The following is a 23,724-nucleotide window of genomic DNA, read 5'->3' as shown; positions in this document are numbered from 1 at the left end:
GTCAGAGGCGGCGATTGACGTCTCGGTGGATTTTGGTTGCAAACTCGTCGCAATCAACGCGGGCTTGCGCGGCACTTAACCGCTACAATCGCTGCCCGTAGTTTTAACGTGAATGGCGAACATGGGTTTGGGCTGGTTCGGATTGTCGACCTTGTGGATCGCGCCGCTCGTGTGGCGACTGGCGCTGCGCGTGCTTGCGCGCGAGCGTCCTTTTTTTCGTCCGCCGTTTGGCCGCGGCACGCTGCGTGTGTGGCTCGGTACCGCGATCGTGCTTTGTGCGAGCAGCGCGCTGGAGGCGCTGACCGGCGGCGATAGCGAAGGCGCGCTCGCGGGTGGCGGCGTGGGTCATGCGCTGGGTGGGATGGCGACGAACCTGCTTGGGTGGACGGCATCGCTGCTGATGATGCTGGCGGTGCTGGTGCTTGCGGCACCGATGGTGTTTGGCGAGACGTGGACCAGCCTGTTGCTGCTGCGCAAGCCCCGGGTGGCGGACGACGATGGCGATGCGGGGGGCGAGCGGAACGATATGTACCGCAGCGCGCGGCATGAGGCGCGGGAGAAGGCAGGCCGGCGCGTTCGCGGGGAGGCACGGGTTGCTGGCGGGGTTGGCGCCGGGGTTGGCGCCGGGGTTGGCGCAGGTACCACCGCGCAAGCGGTAGCGGCTTCCGTGGCGGGGTCCATGGCGGGGTCTTCCTCGGCGCGCGCGGCCGATTTCGCTGGCTCGACGGTGTCGTCGGGCTGGACGCCCGAGGTGGGTGGAGCGACGCGCCACAAGGGAATCGAAGCGGTCTCCGCGCGCAAGCAACCGGCCTGGCAGCCGCCGCCGCGGACGCGGCAGTCGCCGCCGCAGCCGGGGGAGATCTGGATTCAGCATGCGGGGCCGGCGGAGGCCGTCAAGACCAGGCCGTCTTCCGCCAGCGCGCCGGCGATGGCTTCGGCGGCGATGGCCTCGGCGCGGGCATCTGCCGCGACTTCGCTCGCGGGTCGCCCTTCTGCGTCGCCTGCTTCGCCTGCAGCGCCGGCTGCGCGCACGCCCACGGCTACCGCCGTGCCGGCGGCCCGCGGTTCGGCGATCACTGCGGCGGCCACTGCGGCGGCCACGACTGCGCCGGCACGCGCTGCGGCGGCCACTACCGGGCTGGCGGCCACTACCGGGCTTGCGGCAGGCGCTTCGGCGGCGACGACGGCACGCGTGTCGGCGATGGCGGCGCCTGCCGTAGCAGGGCGGGTTGCTGCGAGTGCCGCGACGTCCGCTGTTACGACCGGCGCGACTAGTGCGACCACTGCGACCACTGCGACCACTGCGACCACTGCGACCACTGCGGCCGCTGCTGCCGCATCCCGCGGCACGGTAATCAGCACTCCGTTCCGCAACCCGCAACTCGGCCTGCCGGCACGGATCACGACGCTACCGGGCGCACAACCGCGGGCGGCGGCCCCGGCGAGCCCTGGGCAACCCGCGACAACCACGGCGCCTGAAGCGGCGAGGCAGGCCGCGACAACGGCCGCGCCCGAAGCCGCGCGGCAGTATGCGACAACCGTCGCGCCCCAAGACGCGACGCAGGCCGCTCCCGCAGCGAGGCAGGCCGCGACAACGGCCGCGCCCGAAGCCGCGCGGCAGTATGCGACAACCGTCGCGCCCCAAGGCGCGACGCAGGCCGCTCCCGCAGCGGGGCAGGCCGCGACAACCGCCGCGTCCCAAGACGCGACGCAGGTCGCGACGCAGGTCGCGACAACGGGCGCGCCCGCGGCCTCGGCGCAGGCTAAGGCAGGCGCGGGGCTGGAGGCGGCGATGAACGCTGCGGCAACCGTTGTGCCCGAACTCGCGACGCAGGCCGCGCCGGGCGCTGTGCCCGCATCCGCGCAGGTCGCGGGGAGCGCCGCGCTGGCGGATGCGACTCCGGCGGCGGCCGTAGGGTCGGATGGCGGCACGCAGGGGATCGTAGCGGCGGCACCTGCGGCCGAGGTGCCAGCGCACGCGATGCATGACGCACCGACGCAGGCGGTTGCGACCGGGAAGCCCGAGGCTTCGGGGATCGCAACGGCTGGGGCTTCGACCGCCGTGCCCGACACCGGTGGTGCGGCGTCGCGAGCGGCAACCGCCATGGCGACGTTGGACCACGCTGCGCGCGCGGCGGAAGTCGCGCCACTGTCCGCCGCCGAGGCCGTGCTGCCGCCCATCGATGCGTCCGCAGTGCGAGACGCAATTCCGGACGCAACGGATGCCGCCGGGGACACCATTGCCTTCGACGCCCTGCGTCAGGAGGCCCTCGACCTCCTGACCGAACTCCGCGCCCTCGCCGCGCGAACCGGCGCGCGGCAGGTCGTGTGCGCTGACCCGGGCGTCGCGGGGGCGACCGAAGCCACAGTGGCCGAGCCAGCGGTGACAGTCGAGGCTTCCGCTGCGCCGGGCGTGGCCGAGCCCGCTGCGACGGCGGTCGCGCGCGCGCAGCCTCCGGTGGCACAGGGTGCGCCGGGCGACGCTGGCCCGGCCACGGTGGCCGAGGCTTCCGCTGCGCCGGGCGTGGTCGAGCCCGCTGCGACGGCGGTCGCGCTTGCGGAGCCGCCGGTGGCACCGGCTGCGCCGAGTGATGTGGCGCTGGCCACGGTAGCGGAGGCTTCCGCTGCGCCAGGCGACGCTGCGCTGGCCATGGTGGCCGAGGCTACCGAGCCGAGCGTGGTCGAGGCCAACGTCGCCGTGACCCGCTTCCCCGAGGCGGGCGGAGCGGCGCGCATGGCAGGTGGTGGCGAGGCGGCGGCGGCCGCGGTGCAGGATGCGGTGACGCAGCTCGCCGCTAGCGAAGCCGCGTTCGACCGCACCGCGTCGCCGGAAGCCGACGACGCCGCAGCGGTCGATGCCAACACCCTCGTGGAAGCTGCCCGGGTCGACGCCAACGCCCTCACGGAGGCCGCCCGGGTCGACGCCAACGCCCTGACGGAGGCCGCCCGGGTCGATGCCAACGCCCTCGACGAAGCCGCCCCGGTCGATGCCAACTCGTTGACGGAAGCCCCTCCGGTCGATGCGAATGCGCTCGTGCTATCCGCCCCGGCCGATGCCAACGCCCTCGTGGAAGCCGCCGCGGCCGCAGCGAAGCCGAGGATCGTGGTGCCGGCGGTCGTGGGCAATACCGTCTCGCTCGCGCCGCCGCCAGCTCCCCGTCCCCCGGTGGACTATCGCCTCCCGGGCGACACCCTGCTGGAACCGCAGGACGAACACATGCATCAGGTCTCCGAAGCCGACCTGCAGCAAACCAGCGAACTCATCGCCCAACGGCTCGCGGAGTTCAAGGTGCCGGTGTCGGTTGTCGGCGCCAGCGCCGGCCCCGTCATCACGCGATTCGAAGTGGACCCTGCCGTCGGCGTCCGAGGCGCGCAGGTGGTCGGGCTGATGAAGGATCTCGCCCGCGCCCTCGGCGTGACGTCGATTCGCGTGGTCGAGACCATCCCCGGCAAGACCTGCATGGGTCTGGAGTTGCCGAACGCCCGGCGCCAGATGATCCGGATCTCGGAGATCGTCAACGGCGAAGCGTTCCAGCAGCACGCCTCGCGGCTCGTCCTCGCAATGGGGAAGGACATCACCGGCAACCCGGTGGTCACCGACCTCGCCCGCGCACCGCACCTGCTGGTCGCCGGCACCACGGGCTCGGGCAAGTCGGTGGCAGTGAACGCCATGATCCTATCGATGCTGTACAAGGCCACGCCAGAAGACGTGCGCATGATCATGATCGACCCGAAGATGCTGGAACTGTCCGTGTACGAGGGCATCCCGCATCTGCTCGCGCCCGTCGTGACGGACATGAAGCAGGCCGCCCACGCGTTGAACTGGTGCGTCGGCGAAATGGAAAAGCGCTATCGCCTGATGTCCGCGCTCGGTGTGCGCAACCTCGCCGGCTACAACCAGAAGATCCGCACCGCGCAGGCCGCCGGCCGCAAAGTCCCGAACCCGTTCTCGCTGACCCCGGACGAGCCGGAACCGCTGTCCACGCTGCCCCTGATCGTGGTGGTGATCGACGAGCTCGCCGACCTGATGATGGTCGCCGGCAAGAAGATCGAAGAACTCATCGCGCGGCTGGCGCAAAAGGCCCGTGCCGCCGGCATCCACCTGATCCTCGCGACGCAGCGCCCTTCGGTCGACGTGATCACCGGCCTGATCAAGGCCAACATCCCCACCCGCGTGGCCTTCCAGGTTTCGTCGAAGATCGACTCGCGCACGATTCTCGACCAGATGGGCGCGGAGAGCCTGCTGGGGCAGGGCGACATGCTGTTCCTGCCCCCGGGCACCGGCTATCCGCAACGCGTGCATGGCGCGTTCGTCGCGGATGAAGAAGTGCATCGCGTGGTCGAACACTGGAAGCAGTTCGGTGAGCCCGACTACGACGAAGCCATTCTCGCGGGCGATACGCCCGAGGGCGGCGCCTCCGACCTGTTCGGCGACGGCGGCGGCGACGCCGAGTCCGACCCGCTCTACGACGAAGCCGTATCGTTCGTGGTGACGTCGCGCAGAGCATCGATCTCCGCGGTGCAGCGCCAGTTGCGCATCGGGTACAACCGCTCCGCGCGCCTGCTCGAACAGATGGAGGTCGCGGGACTGGTCTCGCCAATGGGCCGCAACGGGGCGCGAGAAGTCATCGCACCCGGCGGCGGAGACTAGCCGCGATGCGACGCCTGGCGCTGCTGCTCGTGGCGGCCCTGATCGGCCTGAGCATGCATGGCGCCATGGCGCAATCGGCCGACAGCGGTACGCTGCGCATCGGATCGAAACGCTTCACCGAGTCGTACATCCTTGGCGAGGTGCTCGTGCAGACCGCGCGCACGCAGGGCGACGCGCGGCACCTGCCGGGGCTCGGCAACACCGCGATCGTGTTCGAGGCGCTCAAGGCCGGAAGCATCGACCTCTATCCGGACTACACGGGCACGCTGGCCAACGAGCTGTTGCGCTTACCGCCCGGATTGCCTGCCGGCGGCGAACTCGATGCGATCAACGCCGCGCTGGCCCCGATGGGTCTCGGCGCGGCCATTCTCTTCGGTTTCCAGAACACGTACGCGATCGCCGTTTCCGACAAGACGGACACCGCGGGCACGGCAATACGCTCGTTGTCCGACCTTGCCGGTCAACCGCGCCTGCGGCTTGGCCTCTCGCACGAATTCCTCGGCCGCGCCGATGGCTGGCCCGGCCTCGCGCAGCGCTACCGCCTGCCGCAACAGCCAATCGGCCTCGATCATGGCGTCGCCTACGAGGCGCTGGCGCAAGGCCAGGTCGATGCGATCGACATCTACTCGACAGACGCCAAGATCCACAAGTACAAGCTGCGCGTGCTGACGGACCCGCTGCATTATTTCCCGCCTTACGACGCGCTGGTGGTGTACCGCCTTGACGTGCCGCGCCGCTACCCGGCGATGTGGCGCGCGCTCGAAGGTCTGGCGGGCAGGATCCACGCGGACCAGATGATCGACATGAACGCCGCCGCGGAAATCGATGGCGAGTCGTTTGCCGCGGTGGCGCGGGATTTTCTGGCTGGGCGCATCGGCCGCATCGACAAGACGTCCGGCGCGCCGGGCGAGTCGGCGCCGCCCGCGGGCGAACTGCCGCGCGTGGGCGAATTGCGTGGGGACCTCGCGCGCACGCTGTTTAGCGCCGACACGTGGCGCCTCACGCAGCGCCATCTGGCGTTGGTATTCGGCGCCGTCGGCGCGGCCATCGCTATCGGCGTGCCGCTGGGCATTGTCGCCGACCGCAGGCGGCGTCTGGGCCAGGGCGTGCTGGCGCTCGTCAGCGTCCTGCAAACGATTCCCTCGCTCGCGCTGCTCGCGATCCTGATCCCGTTACTGGGACGCATCGGCGTATGGCCCGCGATGGTCGCGCTGTTTCTCTACGCATTGCTGCCCATCGTACGCAATACGCACACGGGCCTCGGGCAGGTGTCCCCCGGCATGCGCGCCGCGGCGAGCGCGCTGGGGTTCCGTGCGCTGCAGGTGCTGCGGTACGTCGAACTGCCATTGGCGATGCCCGTGATCCTCGCGGGAGTGAAGACCGCCGCGGTGATCAGCGTGGGCACGGCGACGATCGCCGCGTTCGTCGGAGCGGGCGGGTATGGCGAGCGCATCGCCACGGGACTCGCGCTCAATGACCATGTGCAACTGCTGGCCGGCGCGGTGCCGGCCGCGGTCATGGCGCTCGTCATCGAGTGGGGCTTCGGCGCCTTCGAGGCACGCCGGCAACGACGCACGGCGAGGCAATAACCCGCGCTGACGTCGTGCATGGGTAGCGCTTTGCCGCGCTTCGGGATAAGCTCGCGTTCGTAGCTCATTAGAAGAAATACCGAGACGTTGAATGCGCGATCGCTACAGTCCCCTCCATACATGATCCATACATCGACCATGGGCGCCACGGCCCCGTGTGGCCTCGACCGAGGGCGGTTCTCGACGGCGCCCGGCCTTCCGATCGCGCTGCGGATAGCGCTCCTGATTGCGCTCCCGATTGCGCTCCTGATAGCACTGGCCTTTACGAGTGTGGCGCGCGCGGCGGCGCCCGCAGACCAGATCGAACGCGGCCGGTATCTCGCGCGGATCGCCAACTGCGCGGCGTGCCATACCAACACGGGCGGCGCGCCAATGGCCGGCGGCCTGCCGTTGCGCACGGGCGCTGGCACCGTCTACTCGACGAACATCACGCCGGACCCGGACACCGGTATCGGCAACTACTCGCTCCAGGACTTCGATCGTGCCGTGCGGCATGGGGTGGCGCGCGGCGGCAAGCGGCTGTATCCGGCCATGCCCTATACGTCGTACGCGCGCATGACGCAGGACGACGTCGCGGCGCTGTACGCGTACCTGCGCGCGGAGGTCAAGCCGGTGCGGCAGGCGGACACCCCCGCCGCGATGCGATGGCCGTATAGCCAGCGTTGGTTGCTCACGGTGTGGAACTGGCTGTATCTCGACGACAAGCCCGTGCGCGAGGATGCCGCGAAAGGCGTCGCGTGGAATCGGGGCGCGTATCTCGTGCGGGCGGTCGCGCATTGCAGCGCGTGCCATACGCCGCGAGGCATGCTCTACGGGGAAAGAGGCGATGACGAGCGCAGCCGGCATTTTCTTTCCGGGGCCATCGTGGAAGGGTGGTCGGCGACGAACCTGACGGGCGACCAGCTCACGGGTCTGGGCGCATGGTCGAAGGCCGAGCTTGCCGAATATCTGCGCACGGGGCGCAATGCGCATGCGACATCGTTCGGACCGATGTCGACGGTCATCTCCACGTCGACGCAGTACATGGCCGATGCCGATCTCGATGCGGTAGCCACTTACCTGAAGGCGCTGCCTGGCGCGCGAGGCGAGAACACGCCGTTCCGCTATGACGGCGCGGTGTCCGCCGAGCTCGAGCGGGGGCGGTTCGATCGCGTCGGGGCGCGGCAGTATGCGCAGTTCTGCATGCCCTGCCATGGGGCCGGAGGCAAGGGCTTCGCGCGGGTGTTTCCGCCGCTCGCGGGCAATCCGACGGTGGCCGATCCCGACCCGTCTTCGCTGATCAATCTGCTGCTCGATGGCGCGGTGACGGCGCGCGTGAGCACGGCGCCGACCGACTATCACATGCCGGGGTATGGCTGGACCATGGACGACCAGGAGCTCGCCAACGTGCTGACGTTCATCCGCGGGAGCTGGGGCAATCGCGCGGCACCGGTGACGGAGTCGGCGGTGTCCGCGCGGCGTTCGGCGATGGGGATGCGGGCGGCTACGGCCGCGCACGCACGATAGCCACAGGACAAGGCCACAAGAGAAGAGGCAGACGGCGTCATGACCATTACGCGCAGGGATTTTCTGAACGGAACCGCGCTCACGATCGCGGCGGGGCTCGGGCCGGCGGCGCTGTTACGGGCGGCCGATGCGGATGCGGCAACCGCGGCGTATCCGCCGGCGCTGACGGGACTGCGTGGCAACCATGCGGGGACCTTTACGCTCGCGCACAGCCTTGCCCGCGAAGGCGCGGCCTATCCGACGGTGCTGGCTCAGGAGGCGTATGACCTCGTTGTCGTGGGCGGCGGCCTGAGCGGTCTGGCCGCGGCCTGGTTCTATCGCCGCAAGTTCGGCCCGAAGGCGCGCATCCTGATTCTCGACAATCACGACGATTTCGGCGGGCATGCCAAGCGCAACGAGTTCACGGTACGGGGACGCAAGCTCGTGACGTATGGCGGGAGCGCGGACATGCCCGCCAGCGCGGCGGGCAATGCAGCGGTGCGGACGTTGCTCGGCGGGCTGGGGCTGGACGCCACGCGCGCGCCGGCGCTGGCGCAGACGCCATTCGCCGCGCTTGGCATGGGGCGCGCGGTGTTTTTCGATGCGGACCATTTCGGGCAGGACCGCTTCGTCCCGGGCGACCCGTTCGCGGCGCTGATCGACGCGCGTGTTGGCACGCCGCCCGGTGGCGGCACCGCCCGCCCCGCGCTCGACACGATCCGCGCGCATCTGGACGCCGCCCCGCTCGGTGCGGCGGATCGCGCGGCGTTGCTGCGGCTGGCGGGGGCGGATGGCGGCATCGCCGGCGCTGCCACGCGCACCGCGGACGCGGCAGGCGCGGCAAGCCCCGGGCTCGCGAGCGGGGCGGTTGACTATCTCGCCGGTATGGCCCCGGCCGACCGCGCGGCGTACCTCGCGCGTACGCGCTACGCGACCTTCCTTCGCGAGCGGGCCGGGGTAGGACTCGGCGGCCTGCGGTTCCTGCGTAGCCGCAGCAACGACGCCTATGCCCTGGATGCCGACGGCATCTCGGTCGCCGAGGCGATCTCCATCGGGTTGCCGGCCGGTGCCGGCATGCCCGCGCCCGCGCTCGACCAACGCTTGGGCAAGTCCCCCGCCTCACGCCTGTGGTTCCCCGATGGCAACGCCTCGCTCGCGCGGCTGCTGGTCCGCGACCTCGTGCCCGGTGTGGCCTCGTCGGCGGGCAAGCCCGAAGACATTGGGCGCGCGGCGTTCGACGCTTCTTTTGACTATGGCCGGCTCGACCGCGAGGGCAACGCGGTGCGCATACGGCTCGAGGCCACCGCGATCGCCGTGGAGCCCGATACGCGCATCACGCGCGTCACGTATGGCTGGCGCGGCAACCTGCATCGCGTGGAAGCCCAGCACGTGGTGCTCGCGGGCTACAACATGATGATCCCGTTTATCTTCCCCTCGCTGCCAGCGCCGCAGAAGGAAGCCCTGCGCGCCGAGGTCAAGGCGCCGATGATCTACACCAAGGTCGCGCTGGACCACTGGCGCGCGTTCGCCGCGCTCAAGGCGTGGCGCATCCACGCGCCGGCGATGGCCTACACCGACCTGTGGCTGGAGCGGCCCGTGGCGGGCAGCCTATCGGCGGCCGCCACGCCCGACGACCCGGCCGTGCTGCATATGCTCTATGTCCCGACGGTACCCGACAGCGGCATGAGCGTACGGGAACGGTTTCGTGCCGGCCGCGCGCTGTTGCTCGGCACGCCCTACGACGACCTCGAACGCGGCATCCGCGCGCAACTGGATCGAATGCTAGGCCCGGCCGGCTTCGCCTCGCGCGACGTGGTGCGCGGGATCACGGTCAATCGATGGGCACATGGCTATAGTTATATGTCGGGCACGCTATCGCCGGACGACGCCGCGTTGCAGACGGCGCTGGCCCAGGCAGGAAAGGGCCTCGGTAACGTGCGCATCGCGAATAGCGACAGCGCGGGCAGCCCATCGCTGACCGCGGCCGTGGAGCAAGCCTGGCGCGCCGTGGACGGCCTGGCCGCCATCGGCTGAGGGGAAAGCAGGGAAAGAAGGCGCCGCGCCGTTGCGAGGGGGCGGAGGGGGCGGGAAAAACGCGCAGCGCCGGAATGTCGGCGTTACTGATGCCGGGTCGCGAACTTCTGGAGGAGGCGTCCGAATTCCGCGAACTCGTTTTCGGAAAAGCTCTTCAGCCGTTCATTGAGTACCTCTGGCGCGATCTCGGGAATCTGCTCCGCCACGGATTTTCCTTTTTCGGTCAATACGAGGTTGACCACGCGCCGGTCGTCGATGCTGCGGCTGCGCGCGAGGAGACCTTTCTCTTCGAGCTTGTCCAGCATGCGCGTCATCAGGCCGCTGTCGATGCCCAGCATCTTGCTGATTTCGAATGGCGTGGAGGCGGACCCCCGCATCAGCGTCATGAGAATGCCCATTTGCTGGCCATTGATGTCAAGTGGGCGCAATGCGCAGTCCATTTCCATCAGGAGGCAATTACGGGCCTTGTTTAAGTGAAAGCCAATGCTCTGAGTGAGCAGAAAATTATCCCTGTTGTAGTGCTTCACGGCGTCATCCCCTATAGTCAAAGGCGGATTTTTCTCTGATCGACCTCGTATAAAGGGGTGGGTCGCTATATCAGGTTGTGACGGATCGGTTCGCGCGGCTGACCGCTAAACCTTGTCCCGCTTGACGAGTGCATCCGCGAGGGCATCGTCACGACTATTTTGATCGTGACTCTAAGAAAAGTGAATTAAATTTTATTATCATACGTATTAAAAATCACTCAAGTGCATATTTGTGACTGTTTTCCAATTCCCCCGATCGGGTGAATAATCAGCATAACTTGTTTGGACATAAGAGTATTAGTTTATGGGAGCATGTCCATCGATGCGATAATGAGTGATGAGTATTAAGGGAAAACCCGCGTGCCTGATATTCCGAACTGCGAAATATCCGATCACGCGGGCCAGCGCGGGGCGGGTCAGATGGCCGGCGCGGGGGGGAAGTCCAGCGTCGTGTCGTTCACGCGGTTGATCATGTTCGTGAACAGGATAGCGCTGATGGCCTGGATGGCTTCCACGATCTGGCGGTCGTCATAGCCGGCCGCCTTCACGCGTTCCACCGCCGCCGCCGGCAAGGTGCCACGCGTCGTCACGATCTCCAGCGCGAAGCGGACCAGCGCATCGATCTTCGCATCGTCGGGGAAGCTGCCCCGGCGCAATTGCTGCGTCTGCTCGACCGTGTAACCGGACATCTTGCCGGTCAGCGTGTGCGCGGCCAGGCAATAGTCACAGCCGCTGGCTTCGCTGACGGACAGGTTGATGGCCTCCTGCTCGCGGGCGGACAGCTTGCCTTGCTTGAGCAGCTGCCCCGTGGCCAGCGCATTGGCCAGCACGGCGGGAGCATTGGCGCCGATCGCGTTATAGGCATTCGGTACCTTGCCGACGGCCTTCTTGATGGCGCCGAACAGTTCAGCGGTCTGGCCGGTAGCGTCGTTGACGGCAATCGAATTGAGGCGGGACATGATGAATTCTCCTGGTTTCGTTACGGTAGTTGCGTCGGTTGCGCGTTGGTTTGTGTGCCGCGCTTCCATGACTTCATCTTACGTACGCAGCTGATGGGCATGAGTTAGAATCGGCGCAACTTTTTGCTCGATCGTCTCACCGCGTCTTTTCTCGCATGGATACCCTCAGCGATTTCGTTCGTTTGCTCGACCCGTCCGGCACCGTCGACCTGCAGTGCCGCGTGGCGGGCGCCTGGTCCGCGCATAACGAGCAGGCGGCGCCCGGGCACGTGCCCTATCACGTGATCCTCGATGGCAAGGCCGAGCTCACCGTGGGCAAGGAACGCGTGCGGCTGGTGGCTGGCGACGTGCTGCTGTTCCCGCATGGCGCCGCCCATACGATGCGGGCGATGCATCGCGGCGCGCGGCGTGCGCCAACGCTCAATTTCAACGGGGTCGTGACGGAGGTGCGCGTCGAGGGCGCGGCCGAGCCGCTCAACATCCTGTGTGGCACGTTCATACTCAGTCCGTCGTCCACGCTGCTGCTGCGCACGCTGCCCGAGTACCTGCACGTGCCGACCGCGTCGGCGGCGGAACGCGAGCATGCCGGCAATGGCGAGGCTGGCTGGCTGCGCGGGCTGATCGGCATGATGCATGCGGAGGCCGACACGCCGCGCCCCGGCAGCGCGGCGATCGTGGCCGACCTGTCCACCGCGCTGTTCACGGTGCTGATGCGTACGATCATGTCGCGCGGCGGCGTGGCGCACAGTCTGTTCGCGCTGATGGGCGACGCGCGCCTGGCGCCGGCCATCGAGGCGATCGTGCGCGCGCCCGAGCTGGCCTGGACGCTGGAGGACATCGCGGCCGCGTGCAATATGTCCCGCGCCACGCTCGCGAGGCATTTCTCGCAGGTGGGCGGTATCACGCCGCTTGAACTGGTGACGACGTTGCGCATGGAGCGGGCGGCGCGGCTGTTGCGCGAAGGCAACCTTTCGGCGGCCGCGGTGGCCGAACAATGCGGCTATGCCTCGCAGGCGGCTTTCGGCAGGCTTTTCGCGCAGCATTTCGGCGTGGCGCCGGGCGCGTTCCGGCGCGCCGAGCGCGACCGCCGCGCGGCGGCGGCGGGCGCCGTCTGAGCGGCAAGCGGCGCGGTCGCCACTCCGCGTGTCAGCGGGCGTCTGCTGGCAGCGCCCGATCGGGCGGTATAACCTTCAGGGACGTGTTGTTTCGTGGTCTTTCGTCATCGGAGGGAGATACCCATGGCGGCCCGTTCCATCGCATCGCTGTCGATCAGTTTCGGCCTGGTTTCGATTCCGGTGAAGGTCTATTCGGCCACCGAAAGCAAATCGGCCGTCGGCTTCAACCTGCTGCACAAGGGCTGTGGCTCGCGGCTGAGGCAGCAATACATCTGCCTCAAGGAAGGCGTGGTCGTCGATCGCGCGGACATGGTCAAGGGCTACGAGTTCGAGAAAGACCGCTATGTCACGTTCACCCCCGAAGAGCTCGACGCCCTCGAGGAGGCGGCGCAGCAGACGATCGACATCATCGCGTTCATGCCCATCGGGGCGATCGATCCGATCTACTACGACAAGGCGTACTACCTGGGTCCCGACAAGCGCGGCGGCAAGCCTTACAACCTGCTGGCCGAGGCCATGCGCGAGAGCGGGACATGCGCGCTGGCCAAGTGGTCGTGGAAGGGCAAGCAGTACATGGTGCAGATTCGCGTGGGCGAGGACGGGCTGATCCTCCAGCAGCTGCTCTATGCGGACGAGGTGCGGTCGATGGCGGACCTGCACGTCGAACGCGCCGACGTGCAGCCGGCCGAGCTGGCCCTTGCGCAGCAGTTGATCGAGCAGAACTCGGTCGAGGGCTACGATGCGGCGGCCTACGTCGATGAGGAGAAGCAGCGCATCCTTGAACAGATCGACAAGAAGATCGCGGGCAAGAAGATTACCGTCGCGGCCGAGACGCCGGCCCCGGCGGGCGGTGAGGTCATCGACCTGATGGAGGCGTTGCGCAAGAGTATCGGCGCCAACAAGCGTCAGCCCGCGGCCAGGTCGACGGGGAAGGCCGCCAAAGCCGGGCCAGCCGGGCCAGCCGAGCCAGCGGAGGCGTCGGAGAAGGCTGCCGCGCCGCGCAAGACCGCGAAGCGCGCCGTGGCCCCGGCACCGGCCGCCGCGCCAAAACGTGCCGCACGCCGATAGCGCGCGCGACGGCGACCGCTCATGACAAGGGAGAACTGACCCGGCAATGGATGCCTACTCGATGCGCGACGTCCAGGCGCTGCTCGGCATTTCGCGCACGGTCGTCACGGCGTTGATCGCGGCCGGCGTGGTGGCGCCGCGCCGTGGGCCGCGTCGCGAGTATCGCTTTACATTCCAGGACGTGGTGCTGTTGCGTACCGCGCAATCGCTGCGCGCATCGCATGTGCCCACGCGCCATATCACGCGCTCGCTGCGCCGATTGCAGGAACTCGGCCAGCAGGGGCGTCCGCCGACCGGCCTGCGCGTAGCCGCGGCGGGGCGCGACGTCACCGTGCGCGACCGGCAGGGACAGTGGCAGGTCGACACCGGCCAGTTCGTGCTGGACTTCGACGCGAGGCAGGAACGATCGCAGGCGGGCGAAGGCAAGGTGCTCGTGCTGGAACGATCGGGCGCGCGCGACGAAGGCGTTGCGTATGGCCCGGCGGGACGGTCGCCGGGGGCGCCGCACGGCTTGCCACGCGGTTTGCCGCGAGGCGCGGGGCACGATCCGGCATCGGGGAGTTGCGCGCCGCCTGATATCGCCGAGCTCGCCGGCGCCGACAGGCTCGACCCCGCGAGCGAATTCGCGCGAGGCGTCGAACTGGAGGAACACGCGCCCGACGAGGCGCGTGTGGCCTATGCGCGCGCCATCGCCTCCGACCCTGCCTTTCCCGATGCCTATCTGAACCTCGGCTGCCTGCTTTGCGACGGCGGCTGCTTCGAGGAAGCGATCCTGCTTTATCGCGCGGCGCTGCAGCGGCTGCCCGATCATCCCGTGCTGCATTTCAATCTCGGTGTGGCGCTCGAAGACGCCGGCGCGCCGCGCGACGCACTCGCGAGTTATCACGCGTGCATCGACCTCGCGCCCGATTTCGCCGATGCGCACTACAACGCCGCGCGCCTGCACGAGGCGCTCGGCGATCCCCACCGCGCGATCCGCCATTACAACCAGTACCGCAAGCTCGAACCGGCCATATAGCCGCGCGTTTCTCGCATTGTTGGCAAAAATGTTGCGTTGTAGGACGCAAGCGGACATCCGCGCCGCGCGGGCATGCCCAGAATCGGCCAAGGGAGACTGACTGGGGCAAGACTGCTGCGGAGGGCGCGATTGTTCAGGACATGGCGGGATGTTCTCGGGGGCGGATGGACGCCGTCCCCCGCCACACTGCTGCTATGGCTCGCGGTTTGCACGGTGTCGACATCGGCGGCGCTTTGGGCAGGCGCGCGCGTCACGGACGACGTGATCGCGAAGCGCGAGCGGGCGATCGCCTCCGATGTCGTGGTCGCCATTACGCGCATGATAGGCGTCGTGGAGACACACGGCAGGCGCAGGATGGATGGGCTGATCGGCCAGTCATGCGCCGCCATCGGGGACGCCCTCACCGAACGCCAGAGTTACATCCCCTATTTGCGCGCGGCCGCCACGGTCGCCGATGGCGTGGCGTACTGCTCGTCCACGCGCGGCAGCATTCGCGTGCCGCTCAGCTGGTATTTCGGCAAGAGCTTCGAGAAGGGCGGCACCGCGGCGGGCGGGCGCCGCATCGCGCTCGTGGGACGCACGCCGTTCCGCGATGCCGCGCCGACGCTCGTGCTGTTCGAGCCCACCGACCCCTCCGATGCGAGCCGCGGCATCCTGTACCTGATCGAAGGCGTCTACGTCGTCGATGCATTGGCGCACGGCCAGGGGTTCGGCGCGGGCGTGGTGGCGCTGACGGTTGGCAACGCGTCCATCTACCAGGATGGAACATTTCAGGACGGCCCGTTTCGCGAAGGACCGGCCCCGCCGGGCTACGGCACGCGCGCGACGTCCGCGCGATTTCCCATCACGGTGGCCGCCGTGGCGGACCCCGGGTTCGTGGCGGCCACGTCGCGCAAGTATGGGCTGATGTTCGGTGCCATCGGCCTGCTGGCCGGGCTGTTGCTCCTGACGATATTCCTGATCGTGGCGGCGCCGCGCCGCCTGCTGCTGCAAGCCGTCAGGCAGGGCCTGAAGCGCGACCAGTTCTTCGTCGTCTACCAGCCGATCGTCTCCGTCCGCACTCGGCAGCGCGTCGGAGTGGAAGCGCTGTTGCGCTGGCGGCATCCGCGCTGGGGCATGATCCCGCCGGGGTCGTATATCGAGACCGTGGAGTCGACGCCGCTGATCGCCGATATCACGCGCTTCGTGATGCGGCGTGTGGTCGAGGATGTGGAACGCTACCGGCCAGCGATGCCCATGCACATCGCCGTCAACGTGCCGCCGCTGAACCTGCGGCGCCGTGGCTTCGAGGCGGAGGCCGCCGCATTGCAGGGGCGCATGCCGGACGGCGCGGCGCTGGTGCTCGAGATCACGGAGCGGCATCTGCTCGCCGATCGCGGACAGGCGATGGAAGCGTTCGACCGCCTGCGGCGCGCGGGCATCCGGCTATCGGTCGACGACTTCGGCACGCGCAACAGCAATCTCGACCTGATTCGGAGCTTTCCGTTCGACTACCTGAAGATCGACAGCCAGTTCACACAGTCCGTGGATGACGATGCCAAGGCGCTGCTCGCGAGCATCGTCGCGATGGCGCATCATTTCCGGCTGGTGGTGGTCGCGGAGGGTATCGAGACAGAGGCCCAGCATGCGTTGCTGGCGGAGATCGGCGTCGATTGCGCGCAGGGCTATCTGTATCAGCGGCCCGCCAGCGCCGAGGCGGTGCTCGGTGCCGGCGGCGCGGCGCACGCGGAGCAGGACGCCGAGCCCGCGCTCACGGTGCATTAGTGCATGCGGGCACCGAGCGCGCCTCAGCCCATTGCGCTTTGCGCGAGCAGCACCACGTTCAGCAGCACGATGGCACCGGCGGCCGACCATGCGGCCACCAACGCACCACCGCGCACGCGCCATTCGCCCATCAACTCGCGGCTGGCACCGAATGTCACGAGCGGAATCACCGCGAGCGGCAGGGACAGGCTCAGCACCACCTGGCTGGCCACGAGCAGTTCGGCCGATCCGTGCTCGCCGAACACGCCCACGGCAGCCAGTGCGGGCACGATGGCCACGGCCCGCGTGAGCACCGCACGGCGGAGGCGCGACATGCGGAGGTTCAGAAAGCCTTCCATCACGGCCTGTCCGGCCAGCGTTCCCGTCACCGTCGAATTGAGACCGCAGGCAAGCAGCGCCACGGCGAACAACAGGCTCGCGAGATCCGAGTGGAGCAGCGGATCGAGCAGGCGGTGCGCATCGGCGAGGTCGCTGACTTCCGTCAGCCCGTTGGCGTGGAACACCGCCGCGGCAACGATGAGCAACGCCGCGTTGATCAGGAATGCGAAGCCGAGCGAGCCGAACGTATCGAGGTTCACGCCGCGCAGGACTTCGCGCATCTCGGTCTTGCGGGCGGCGCTCAGCTGGGCGCGCATCTCGGTCGTGACGTCGGGCGCGGAGTCGGCGGGCTCGGCAACCGGCGCATACCGGCGGACAAGCGCCGAATGCAGGTAGAGGTTGTGCGGCATCACGGTGGCGCCGACGATGCCCGCGGCAAGCCACAGCATCCCGGCATTGCGCACGATTTCCGGCGAAGGCTTGAGGCCGCCGAGGACATCGCGCCATTCCGGCTGCGCGAGCGCAAGCTGGGCGACGAAGCAGAGCGCGACGATCAGGATCAGCGCCGCCACGAGGCCCTCGAGCGTGCGGCGGCCTTCGCGCTGGAAGGCCATGATGGCCACGGTGGCCACGGCCGCCATGAGCACGCCGACCCAGAGGTTCACGCCGAGCAGCAACTGCAACGCGACGGCGCTGCCGACGATCTCGGCAACATCGCACGCGATGATCGCGATCTCGCTCGCGATCCAGAGCACGATGCTGGTCTTGCGCGAGAACCGTTCGCGGCTCAGTTGGGCGAGGTCACGGCCGGTGACCACGCCGATGCGCGCGGCAATCCACTGGAGCAGCATCGCGACGATGCTCGATGCCGCAATCACGAACAGGAGCTGGTACCCATAACTCGCGCCGCCGGCAATGGCCGTGGCCCAGTTGCCCGGATCCATGTAGCCGACGGCCACCAGCGCGCCCGCGCCCAGAAAGGCGAGCCGCGAGCGCGGTTGCGCGCGGGGCGGCAGGGCGGCGGTATCGAGGGTCGGCGGCATGATCGGGTTTCCGTTGTGCGGGTGAGCGGTCGGTGACGGTGTCACCCATGCAATACATTTTGTACACCCGCTGGCCGAAAGGCCAATTGGTAATCCCTAATCGCGCAATTGAGAATCGTTATTATTTAGCTATCGATGTGATGCACTTGCAACTTCAGGCGCTTTCGCCCGGAGGCGAAGGCGCTTCACGCCGCGTAACGATGAGACTACGGCTCAGACTACGCCTGCCGCTTCATTGCGGCGAGCATTTTTTCCGGAAGGAACGGCACGGACCGCAGCCTTGCCCCCGTGGCGGCGAACACCGCGTTGGAGATGGCGGCGGGAATGGTGGCGGGCGCCATTTCTCCCGCGCCCCAGGGCGGGGCTTCGGGTCGGTCGATGAGGCTGATGTGAATGTCCGGCACGTCCGGGAAACGCAGGATCGGATAGGTGTTCCAATCGACCGACGTGATCTTGCGCGTATCGAACTTGAGCTCCTCCATCAGCACGCGGCTGATGGTCTGGATGATGCCGCCCTCGATCTGGTTGCGCGTGCCGTCCGGATTGATGAGCTGCCCGCAGTCGTGGCTGCACCAGACGTCGGTCACCCGGATGGCACCAGTTTTGCGATTAACCGCCAACTCCAGCACGGTGGCCACATAGGTGCGGTCGTTGTCGTATCGAACGAATGCCATCCCGCGTCCACGTACGACGTCACGGGGGTCCCCCTTCCTGCGAATGGCCCTGGCGGTGTGCGCGTTCCACTTCGACAGTCGCGCCACGTCCTCCAGCACGGCGCGGGCGCGCGGGTCGGGGAGGTAGTCGAGCCGCCATTGCAGCGGATCGGCCCCGGCCGCCATGGCGAGTTCGTCGAAGAAGGCCTCGTTGGCGAACGCGTTCTGCAGCCGCCCGGGCGAGCGCAGATGCGCGGTCCGGAACGCGCTGTCCGTCATGCGATTCACCTTCGTGCTGACGTTGGGCAGCGTGTACAGGATGTCCGCGTTCTTCGAGATATTGCCGGTGACATAGGCGGGGCGATTGATGCCAGACGTGATCGTGGCCAGGAGCGGAAATTCGGCGATCGATCCCTTCTGCGCGGCGGCATAGAACTCGGACTGCCAGGCGACGGGGCGCTGCCGCGCGTCGAGGCCACCCTTGAGGTCGATCACGGTCGGCGGGCTCTTGGGATCCCAGCCGTGCTCGTCCGCGCGCATCCATTGCACGCGCACGGGCGCGCCCGCGAGTTGCGAGACCAGCGCCGCGTCGGCCGAACAATCCTCGTGCCCGTTGCGGCCATAGCAACCCGCACCGTCGAGGTAGATCAGCCGGACCTTCGCCTTCTCCACGCCGAGCGTCAGCGCGATCTCGCCTTGCAGCGAATGCGTCGACTGGGCCGCCGACCAGATCGTGCACTGGCCGTCGCGGAACTCGGCGACCGCGCAGGCCGGCCCGATAGAGCCGTGCGTGTTCGGCGGAAACTCGTAGGTGGCCTCGACGCGTTTGCTGGCGCTGGCGAGCGCGCCCGCGGCATCGCCCTTGCTGGCGGGCGTCTCGACGCTCGCGACGGGCAGGGCGCGCCAGTAGCGATAGAGTTCTGCCTGTTCGGGGAAGTGCGCCGGGTCGTCCCATTGGACCTTGAGCGCGCGGGCGGCCTTGATCGCGCCCCACTCGGTGGGACTCAGCACCGCAAGGAAGTCCTGTTTCCGGACGACGCGCACACCGGGCATGCCGGCGACCGACGACTCGTCGACGCTCACCAGTTTCGCGCCGGGACCGGCGGGACGGATCACGCGCGCATGGAGCATTTGGGGCAGGCGGAAGTCCTGCATGTACGTAAACGTGCCAGTGACCTTGCCGGGAATATCGACGCGCGCCACGCTCTTGCCGACGATGCCATGTCTGGCCGGGTCCTTGAGTGGCACCTTGGGGTCGAGCGCGACCTCGATCGGCTTGCCCGCAAGCAGTTCGCCATAGCTCACGCGATGGGCATTGTCCGCGGTGGCGATGATGCCGTCCCGCACGCTCAGGGCGGCGGGTTCCACCTCCCACTGCGTGGCGGCGCGCGAGACGAGCGCACGACGGGCGCTGGCGGCCGCGCGCCGCAGCGTGCCGCCGCCGTCCTGGATCGTGAGGCTGCCCGCGGTCTGGCCCTGATCGAGCGTCAGCAGCGTATCGCCCATGACGAGGTCCACCTGCGTGAAGGCGACGTCGAGTTCTTCGGCCACCATCTGCGCGAGCGCTGTGCGCGCGCCGGTGCCGAGGTCGACCTTGCCGCTGAACACGGTGACGCGGCCGTTGGGCGCGATAGCGAGCCACGCGTCAACGTCGCCCTTCGCCGCGGAGGCGCGCGTGACGGTTTGACCGGCGGCATCGACCGCGGTCACGGACTGGGCGAGCGCCGGATTGGCGGTAACGAGCAGGGAGGCCGGCAGCGAGAACGAGACCAGCAGGCCGCCGCTCTGCTTGAGGAAGGCGCGACGATCCATGTCAGGCCTCCTTCGACGGGTTACCCGACGCGCGCTTGACGGCGCGGATGATGCGCGCGTGCGTGCCGCAGCGGCACAGGTTGCCCGCCAGCGCATCGCGGATCTGCGCCTCCGACGGCTTCGGGTTCTGCTGCAGCAGCCCCACCGACGTCATCACCATGCCGTTGATACAGTAGCCGCACTGTACGGCCTGTTCATCGATAAAGGCCTTCTGCACCGGATGCGGCTGCTCGGGCGTGCCGAGGCCTTCCAGCGTCGTGATGCGCGCGTTGCCGACCGAGGCGATGGGCAGCACGCAGGACCGTGTCGCGGTGCCGTTGAACAGCACGGTGCACGCGCCGCATTGGCCGAGCCCGCAGCCGAATTTGGGGCCATGCAGGCCGAGGTTGTCGCGGAGCGCATAGAGCAGGGGCGTATCGCTATCGACGTCAACGGTCTGCATCTTGCCGTTGACCTGCAACTGGTACGTGGGCATGGGGTCTCTCATCTTGTCGTTATGGCGCGGGAGGGCGCAGAGTCGAATCTAGGCCAATGCGCGCGCGCCGAATAGTTTCAATTCCGTATATTGGAAATCTCTTCCGCCGGACCGGTTTTTTCTTCCTACACTGTGCGCACCCGACAACAGCGGTGCCTGCCAACCACATGCGTATTGCTATTCCCGACGATTACCAGGACTGCGTCCGCGGCCTCGACTGCTACGCGCGGCTGGCCGATCATGAGGTCACCGTCTTCCACGACAACGTCAGGGACGTAGACGCGCTGGCGGCGCGCTTCGCCGATGCAGATGCCATCGTGCTGACGCGCGAGCGTACGGTCATCACGGCCGCGTTGCTGGACCGCCTGCCGCGGCTGCGGCTGATTAGCCAGACGGGCAAGGTTGCTGGCCATGTCGACCTGCGCGCATGCACCGAGCGGGGCATCGCGGTCGCGGAAGGCAGCGGCTCGGGCGCGGCCACGGCCGAGCTGACGTGGGCATTGATGCTGGCCAGCCGGCGTTACCTCGTCAACGAGGTCAATCGCCTCCGCGGCGGACAGTGGCAGGGCCACCTGGGTCAGCAGCTGCGGGGCCAGCGTCTCGGCGTCTGGAGCTATGGCCGCATTGGCAAACAGGTGGCGGGCTTCGGCAAGGCCTTCGGCATGAAGGTATGGGTATGGGGTCGCGAGGGCTCGCTTGCCGATGCGCGCAACGATGGCTTCGAAGCGGCGCCGTCGCGGGACGCGTTCTTTGCCGAGAGCGACATCGTGAGCCTGCATATCCGGCTCAATCGTGAGACCGAGGGCATCGTCGGCGCGGGGGATCTCGCGCGCATGAAACCGAGCGCGTTGCTCGTGAATACGAGTCGTGCCGAACTGGTTGCGCCGGGTGCGCTGGTAACGGCGCTGCGGGCGGGGCGGCCGGGATTTGCGGCGGTCGATGCGTTCGAGCGCGAGCCCATACTCGGCGCGGACGATCCGTTGCTCAGGCTCGACAACGCCTTGTGCACCCCGCATATCGGCTTTGTCGAGCGCGACAACTACGAGGCATATTTCGGCGGGGCCTTCGACAATATCAACAGTTTCTTTGCCGGGATGCCGGCGAACCTCGCCAATCCGGAGGTGCTATCGCGGCTCCGACGCTGAACCCTTTTTTGCGACTGCGACGCTGAACCCTTTTTTCGGCTGCGACGCTGAGCCGTTTTTTCTCCCCGAACACTCCTTGGGACGTCCGCGCGCAACCCGCGCGGCCGTCCTATTTTTTTGTCCGCATCGTACCGATTGATTCCATCAAACGGAATTAATGGGGTGTCCCGAAAGCACGATTTGCTTACCCTGATCGCATAACGACAGGAGACACCTCAATGCATGCCTACACCGCCCGCGCGGCCTCCGCCGCGCTCGCCACCTGCCTGATGCTGGCCGCGTCGTTCGCGCCTGCGGCCACCGGCACCTTCCCCGACAAACCGCTGCGGCTCGTCGTGCCGTTCTCGCCCGGCGGCGGCACGGACCTCGTGGCGCGCGCGGTGAGCCTTGGCATGGCGCAGGTGCTCGGCCAGCCAGTGGTCGTCGATAACAAGCCCGGCGGCGGCACGATCATCGGCACCGACAACGTGGCCAAGAGCGCGCCCGATGGCTACACGCTCGTCATCGCCACGTTCGCGCATGCGGTCAACCCAAGCCTGCAGCCGAAGCTCCCGTACGACACCGACAAGGCATTCGCGCCGGTGGTCATGCTGGGCCGTTCCCCGAACGTGCTCGTCGTGCGGGCGGAGAGCCCGTACAAGACCGTGCAGGACGTGGTTCAGGCCGCGAAGAAGCAGCCGGGCAAGTTGTCCTTTGCTTCGCAAGGGCCGGGCACGTCGGCACATCTTGCGGGGGAACTGTTCAAGAGCCTCGCGAAGGTCGACCTCACGCATATCCCGTACAAGGGCGCGGGCCCCGCGATCACCGATCTGCTCGGCGGTCAGGTGGACCTGATGTTCGCCACCGCGTCGGCGGTCGGCAATCTGCTGGAGGGCGGCAAGCTGCGCGCGCTCGGTGTGACGACCGCGGCCCGGTCGACGAGCGCGGATCTGGCGAAGGTGCCGACGATTGCCGAGAGCGGGGTGCCGGGCTATGTCGCCGAGAGCTGGTACGGGCTGTTCGTGCCGGCGGGGACGCCCGCACCGGTCATTGCGAAGCTCAACGCGGCGGCGACCAAGGCAGCCAATTCCGAGGCGTTTCGCAAGCGCGCGGAGGCCGAGGGGCTGACGATCGCTACCGGTACGCCCGAGGACTTTGCGCGCTATGTGCGTGGCGAAGAGGCGCGCTGGGGCAAGGTCGTCAAGGACGCACACATTTCGCTGAATTGACCTCACCCCCTGACACCAGAATATTTCCGAGACAAGCTCACGTACCGCTATGAACGAATACACCCTGATCCAGCTCGCCGTACACGACGGCATCGCCATCCTCACCCTGAATCGCCCCGAAAAACGCAACGCCATCAGCGACGACATGCGCACCGAGCTGATCCATGCGCTCGAGCGCATCACGGCGGATCGCAAGATTCGTGCGCTGGTGCTGACGGGCAGCGGCAAGGGCTTCTGCGCGGGTGGCGACGTCGCCGGCATGCAGAAGCGCATGGACGCGCCGCCGGGCGAGGTCGGTTTCAACGGCTGGACGCGGCAGCAGCGCGTGCATCATTCCGTCGGGCTGCTGCATGACATGCCCAAGCCCGTGATCGCGGCGGTGAATGGCGGGGCCAACGGGCTTGGCGCCGATATGGCGATGGCCTGCGACTTCGTGATCGCCTCGGAGGCGGCCAGCTTCACGTGGTCCTATATCCATCGCGGCCTGATTCCCGATGGCGGCGGCATGTATTTCCTGCCGCGGCGAACGGGGCTGTCGAAAGCCAAGGAACTGATCTTCAGCGGGCGCAAGGTCGATGCCGCGGAAGCGTTGCAACTCGGTATCGCGGACCGTTTGAGCGCATCGGCCGACACGCTGCTGAAGGAAGCCGTCGCGTGGGCCGCCGAGTTGTCGCAGGGTTCCGCCACCGCGCTCGCGCTCGGCAAGACGATCCTCAACCAGTCGTTCGAACTCACCGCCGATCAGGTGTTCGGGCAGGGGAGTCAGGCGCAGGGCATCTGCTACACGAGTGCCGAGCACCGGGCTTCGGTCGAGGCGTTTCTGTTGAAGGCCGCTGCCGCGGCCGCGGCGAAGGGGTAAG

At 67.9% G+C, this 23,724-nt stretch carries 16 protein-coding genes; 11 read left to right on the top strand and 5 right to left on the bottom strand.

The genetic code is table 11. From position 1 onward, the window contains the following. The first annotated feature begins 121 nt into the window (after positions 1-121). The 4 genes from KHP16_RS07815 to KHP16_RS07800 all read left to right on the top strand — a co-directional run bounded on the left by KHP16_RS07815 (position 122) and on the right by KHP16_RS07800 (position 9,759). The gene (locus tag KHP16_RS07815) at positions 122-4,651 is read left to right on the top strand and encodes a DNA translocase FtsK 4TM domain-containing protein (RefSeq protein ID WP_463054482.1); all 4,530 of its coding nucleotides are present in this window, start codon (positions 122-124) and stop codon (positions 4,649-4,651) included. A gap of 5 nt (positions 4,652-4,656) precedes the next feature. Further along, positions 4,657-6,240, top strand: a complete 1,584-nt coding sequence (locus KHP16_RS07810) for a glycine betaine ABC transporter substrate-binding protein (RefSeq protein WP_115952367.1) — start codon at positions 4,657-4,659, stop codon at positions 6,238-6,240. Between the two features lie 138 nt (positions 6,241-6,378). After that, positions 6,379-7,746 (top strand): cytochrome c, encoded by a 1,368-nt coding sequence (locus tag KHP16_RS07805; RefSeq protein ID WP_211959900.1) that lies wholly within the window; start codon positions 6,379-6,381, stop codon positions 7,744-7,746. A gap of 39 nt (positions 7,747-7,785) precedes the next feature. Beyond that, entirely contained in the window at positions 7,786-9,759 is a 1,974-nt protein-coding gene (locus tag KHP16_RS07800; protein ID WP_211959899.1) for an NAD(P)-binding protein, read from the top strand. Between the two features lie 83 nt (positions 9,760-9,842). On the opposite strand, the gene KHP16_RS07795 is transcribed toward KHP16_RS07800, so the two are convergent. Next, positions 9,843-10,286: a MarR family winged helix-turn-helix transcriptional regulator gene (locus KHP16_RS07795; RefSeq protein WP_109580972.1), complete on the bottom strand. Its 444-nt coding sequence runs from the start codon at positions 10,284-10,286 to the stop codon at positions 9,843-9,845. Between the two features lie 416 nt (positions 10,287-10,702). Then, complete coding sequence (locus KHP16_RS07790; protein WP_208648205.1) at positions 10,703-11,245, bottom strand: carboxymuconolactone decarboxylase family protein; 543 nt, start codon at positions 11,243-11,245, stop codon at positions 10,703-10,705. Between the two features lie 155 nt (positions 11,246-11,400). Between KHP16_RS07790 and KHP16_RS07785 the strand changes: the two genes are divergently transcribed. From KHP16_RS07785 to KHP16_RS07770, 4 genes are all read left to right on the top strand, one after another. Continuing rightward, complete coding sequence (locus KHP16_RS07785; RefSeq protein WP_211959898.1) at positions 11,401-12,360, top strand: AraC family transcriptional regulator; 960 nt, start codon at positions 11,401-11,403, stop codon at positions 12,358-12,360. Positions 12,361-12,483: 123 nt separating this feature from the next. Continuing rightward, positions 12,484-13,428, top strand: a complete 945-nt coding sequence (gene ku, locus KHP16_RS07780) for a non-homologous end joining protein Ku (RefSeq protein ID WP_211959897.1) — start codon at positions 12,484-12,486, stop codon at positions 13,426-13,428. A gap of 46 nt (positions 13,429-13,474) precedes the next feature. Beyond that, positions 13,475-14,446, top strand: a complete 972-nt coding sequence (locus KHP16_RS07775) for a tetratricopeptide repeat protein (RefSeq protein WP_109580975.1) — start codon at positions 13,475-13,477, stop codon at positions 14,444-14,446. Between the two features lie 129 nt (positions 14,447-14,575). After that, a complete protein-coding gene (locus KHP16_RS07770) occupies positions 14,576-16,210 on the top strand; it encodes an EAL domain-containing protein (protein ID WP_211959896.1) in 1,635 nt (544 codons plus the stop codon). Positions 16,211-16,233: 23 nt separating this feature from the next. Here KHP16_RS07770 and KHP16_RS07765 read toward each other — a convergent pair whose 3' ends face one another. The 3 genes from KHP16_RS07765 to KHP16_RS07755 all read right to left on the bottom strand — a co-directional run bounded on the left by KHP16_RS07765 (position 16,234) and on the right by KHP16_RS07755 (position 20,511). Then, a complete protein-coding gene (locus KHP16_RS07765; protein ID WP_109580977.1) occupies positions 16,234-17,571 on the bottom strand; it encodes an Nramp family divalent metal transporter in 1,338 nt (445 codons plus the stop codon). Between the two features lie 218 nt (positions 17,572-17,789). Beyond that, positions 17,790-20,036 carry a xanthine dehydrogenase family protein molybdopterin-binding subunit gene (locus KHP16_RS07760; protein WP_211959895.1) on the bottom strand — a complete coding sequence of 749 codons (2,247 nt, stop codon included), beginning with the start codon at positions 20,034-20,036 and terminating at the stop codon, positions 17,790-17,792. Between the two features lies 1 nt (position 20,037). Then, positions 20,038-20,511, bottom strand: coding sequence for a (2Fe-2S)-binding protein (locus tag KHP16_RS07755; protein WP_211959894.1), 474 nt, complete (start codon positions 20,509-20,511; stop codon positions 20,038-20,040). A gap of 167 nt (positions 20,512-20,678) precedes the next feature. On the opposite strand from KHP16_RS07755, the gene KHP16_RS07750 reads away from it, so the two are divergent. The 3 genes from KHP16_RS07750 (at position 20,679) to KHP16_RS07740 (ending at position 23,723) form a co-directional block, all read left to right on the top strand. Next, on the top strand, positions 20,679-21,656 hold the full coding sequence (locus KHP16_RS07750; RefSeq protein ID WP_211959893.1) for a D-2-hydroxyacid dehydrogenase family protein: 978 nt from the start codon (positions 20,679-20,681) through the stop codon (positions 21,654-21,656). A 218-nt stretch (positions 21,657-21,874) separates the two neighbouring features. Next, a complete protein-coding gene (locus tag KHP16_RS07745) occupies positions 21,875-22,864 on the top strand; it encodes a tripartite tricarboxylate transporter substrate binding protein (RefSeq protein WP_211959892.1) in 990 nt (329 codons plus the stop codon). Between the two features lie 49 nt (positions 22,865-22,913). Then, positions 22,914-23,723 (top strand): enoyl-CoA hydratase/isomerase family protein, encoded by an 810-nt coding sequence (locus KHP16_RS07740; RefSeq protein ID WP_121490842.1) that lies wholly within the window; start codon positions 22,914-22,916, stop codon positions 23,721-23,723. The last annotated feature ends 1 nt before the right edge of the window (position 23,724 follow it).

The sequence above is a fragment of the Cupriavidus plantarum genome (genome assembly GCF_905397285.1).
GTDB classification, from domain to species: Bacteria; Pseudomonadota; Gammaproteobacteria; order Burkholderiales; family Burkholderiaceae; genus Cupriavidus; species Cupriavidus plantarum.
Note: the sequence above shows the minus strand (reverse complement) of the source record. Positions and strands in the feature narration are given on the sequence as shown.

What these genes read in the sequence shown, in the direction of transcription:
- KHP16_RS07805 (WP_211959900.1), top strand. Translation starts at nt 6,379, where the DNA reads ATGGGCGCCACGGCCCCGTGTGGCCTCGACCGAGGGCGGTTCTCGACG.
- KHP16_RS07815 (WP_463054482.1), top strand. Translation starts at nt 122, where the DNA reads ATGGGTTTGGGCTGGTTCGGATTGTCGACCTTGTGGATCGCGCCGCTC.
- KHP16_RS07740 (WP_121490842.1), top strand. Translation starts at nt 22,914, where the DNA reads ATGAACGAATACACCCTGATCCAGCTCGCCGTACACGACGGCATCGCC.
- KHP16_RS07810 (WP_115952367.1), top strand. Translation starts at nt 4,657, where the DNA reads ATGCGACGCCTGGCGCTGCTGCTCGTGGCGGCCCTGATCGGCCTGAGC.
- KHP16_RS07760 (WP_211959895.1), bottom strand. Translation starts at nt 20,036, where the DNA reads ATGGATCGTCGCGCCTTCCTCAAGCAGAGCGGCGGCCTGCTGGTCTCG.
- KHP16_RS07750 (WP_211959893.1), top strand. Translation starts at nt 20,679, where the DNA reads ATGCGTATTGCTATTCCCGACGATTACCAGGACTGCGTCCGCGGCCTC.
- KHP16_RS07790 (WP_208648205.1), bottom strand. Translation starts at nt 11,245, where the DNA reads ATGTCCCGCCTCAATTCGATTGCCGTCAACGACGCTACCGGCCAGACC.
- KHP16_RS07785 (WP_211959898.1), top strand. Translation starts at nt 11,401, where the DNA reads ATGGATACCCTCAGCGATTTCGTTCGTTTGCTCGACCCGTCCGGCACC.
- KHP16_RS07775 (WP_109580975.1), top strand. Translation starts at nt 13,475, where the DNA reads ATGGATGCCTACTCGATGCGCGACGTCCAGGCGCTGCTCGGCATTTCG.
- KHP16_RS07800 (WP_211959899.1), top strand. Translation starts at nt 7,786, where the DNA reads ATGACCATTACGCGCAGGGATTTTCTGAACGGAACCGCGCTCACGATC.
- KHP16_RS07755 (WP_211959894.1), bottom strand. Translation starts at nt 20,511, where the DNA reads ATGCCCACGTACCAGTTGCAGGTCAACGGCAAGATGCAGACCGTTGAC.
- KHP16_RS07765 (WP_109580977.1), bottom strand. Translation starts at nt 17,571, where the DNA reads ATGCCGCCGACCCTCGATACCGCCGCCCTGCCGCCCCGCGCGCAACCG.
- ku (WP_211959897.1), top strand. Translation starts at nt 12,484, where the DNA reads ATGGCGGCCCGTTCCATCGCATCGCTGTCGATCAGTTTCGGCCTGGTT.
- KHP16_RS07745 (WP_211959892.1), top strand. Translation starts at nt 21,875, where the DNA reads ATGCATGCCTACACCGCCCGCGCGGCCTCCGCCGCGCTCGCCACCTGC.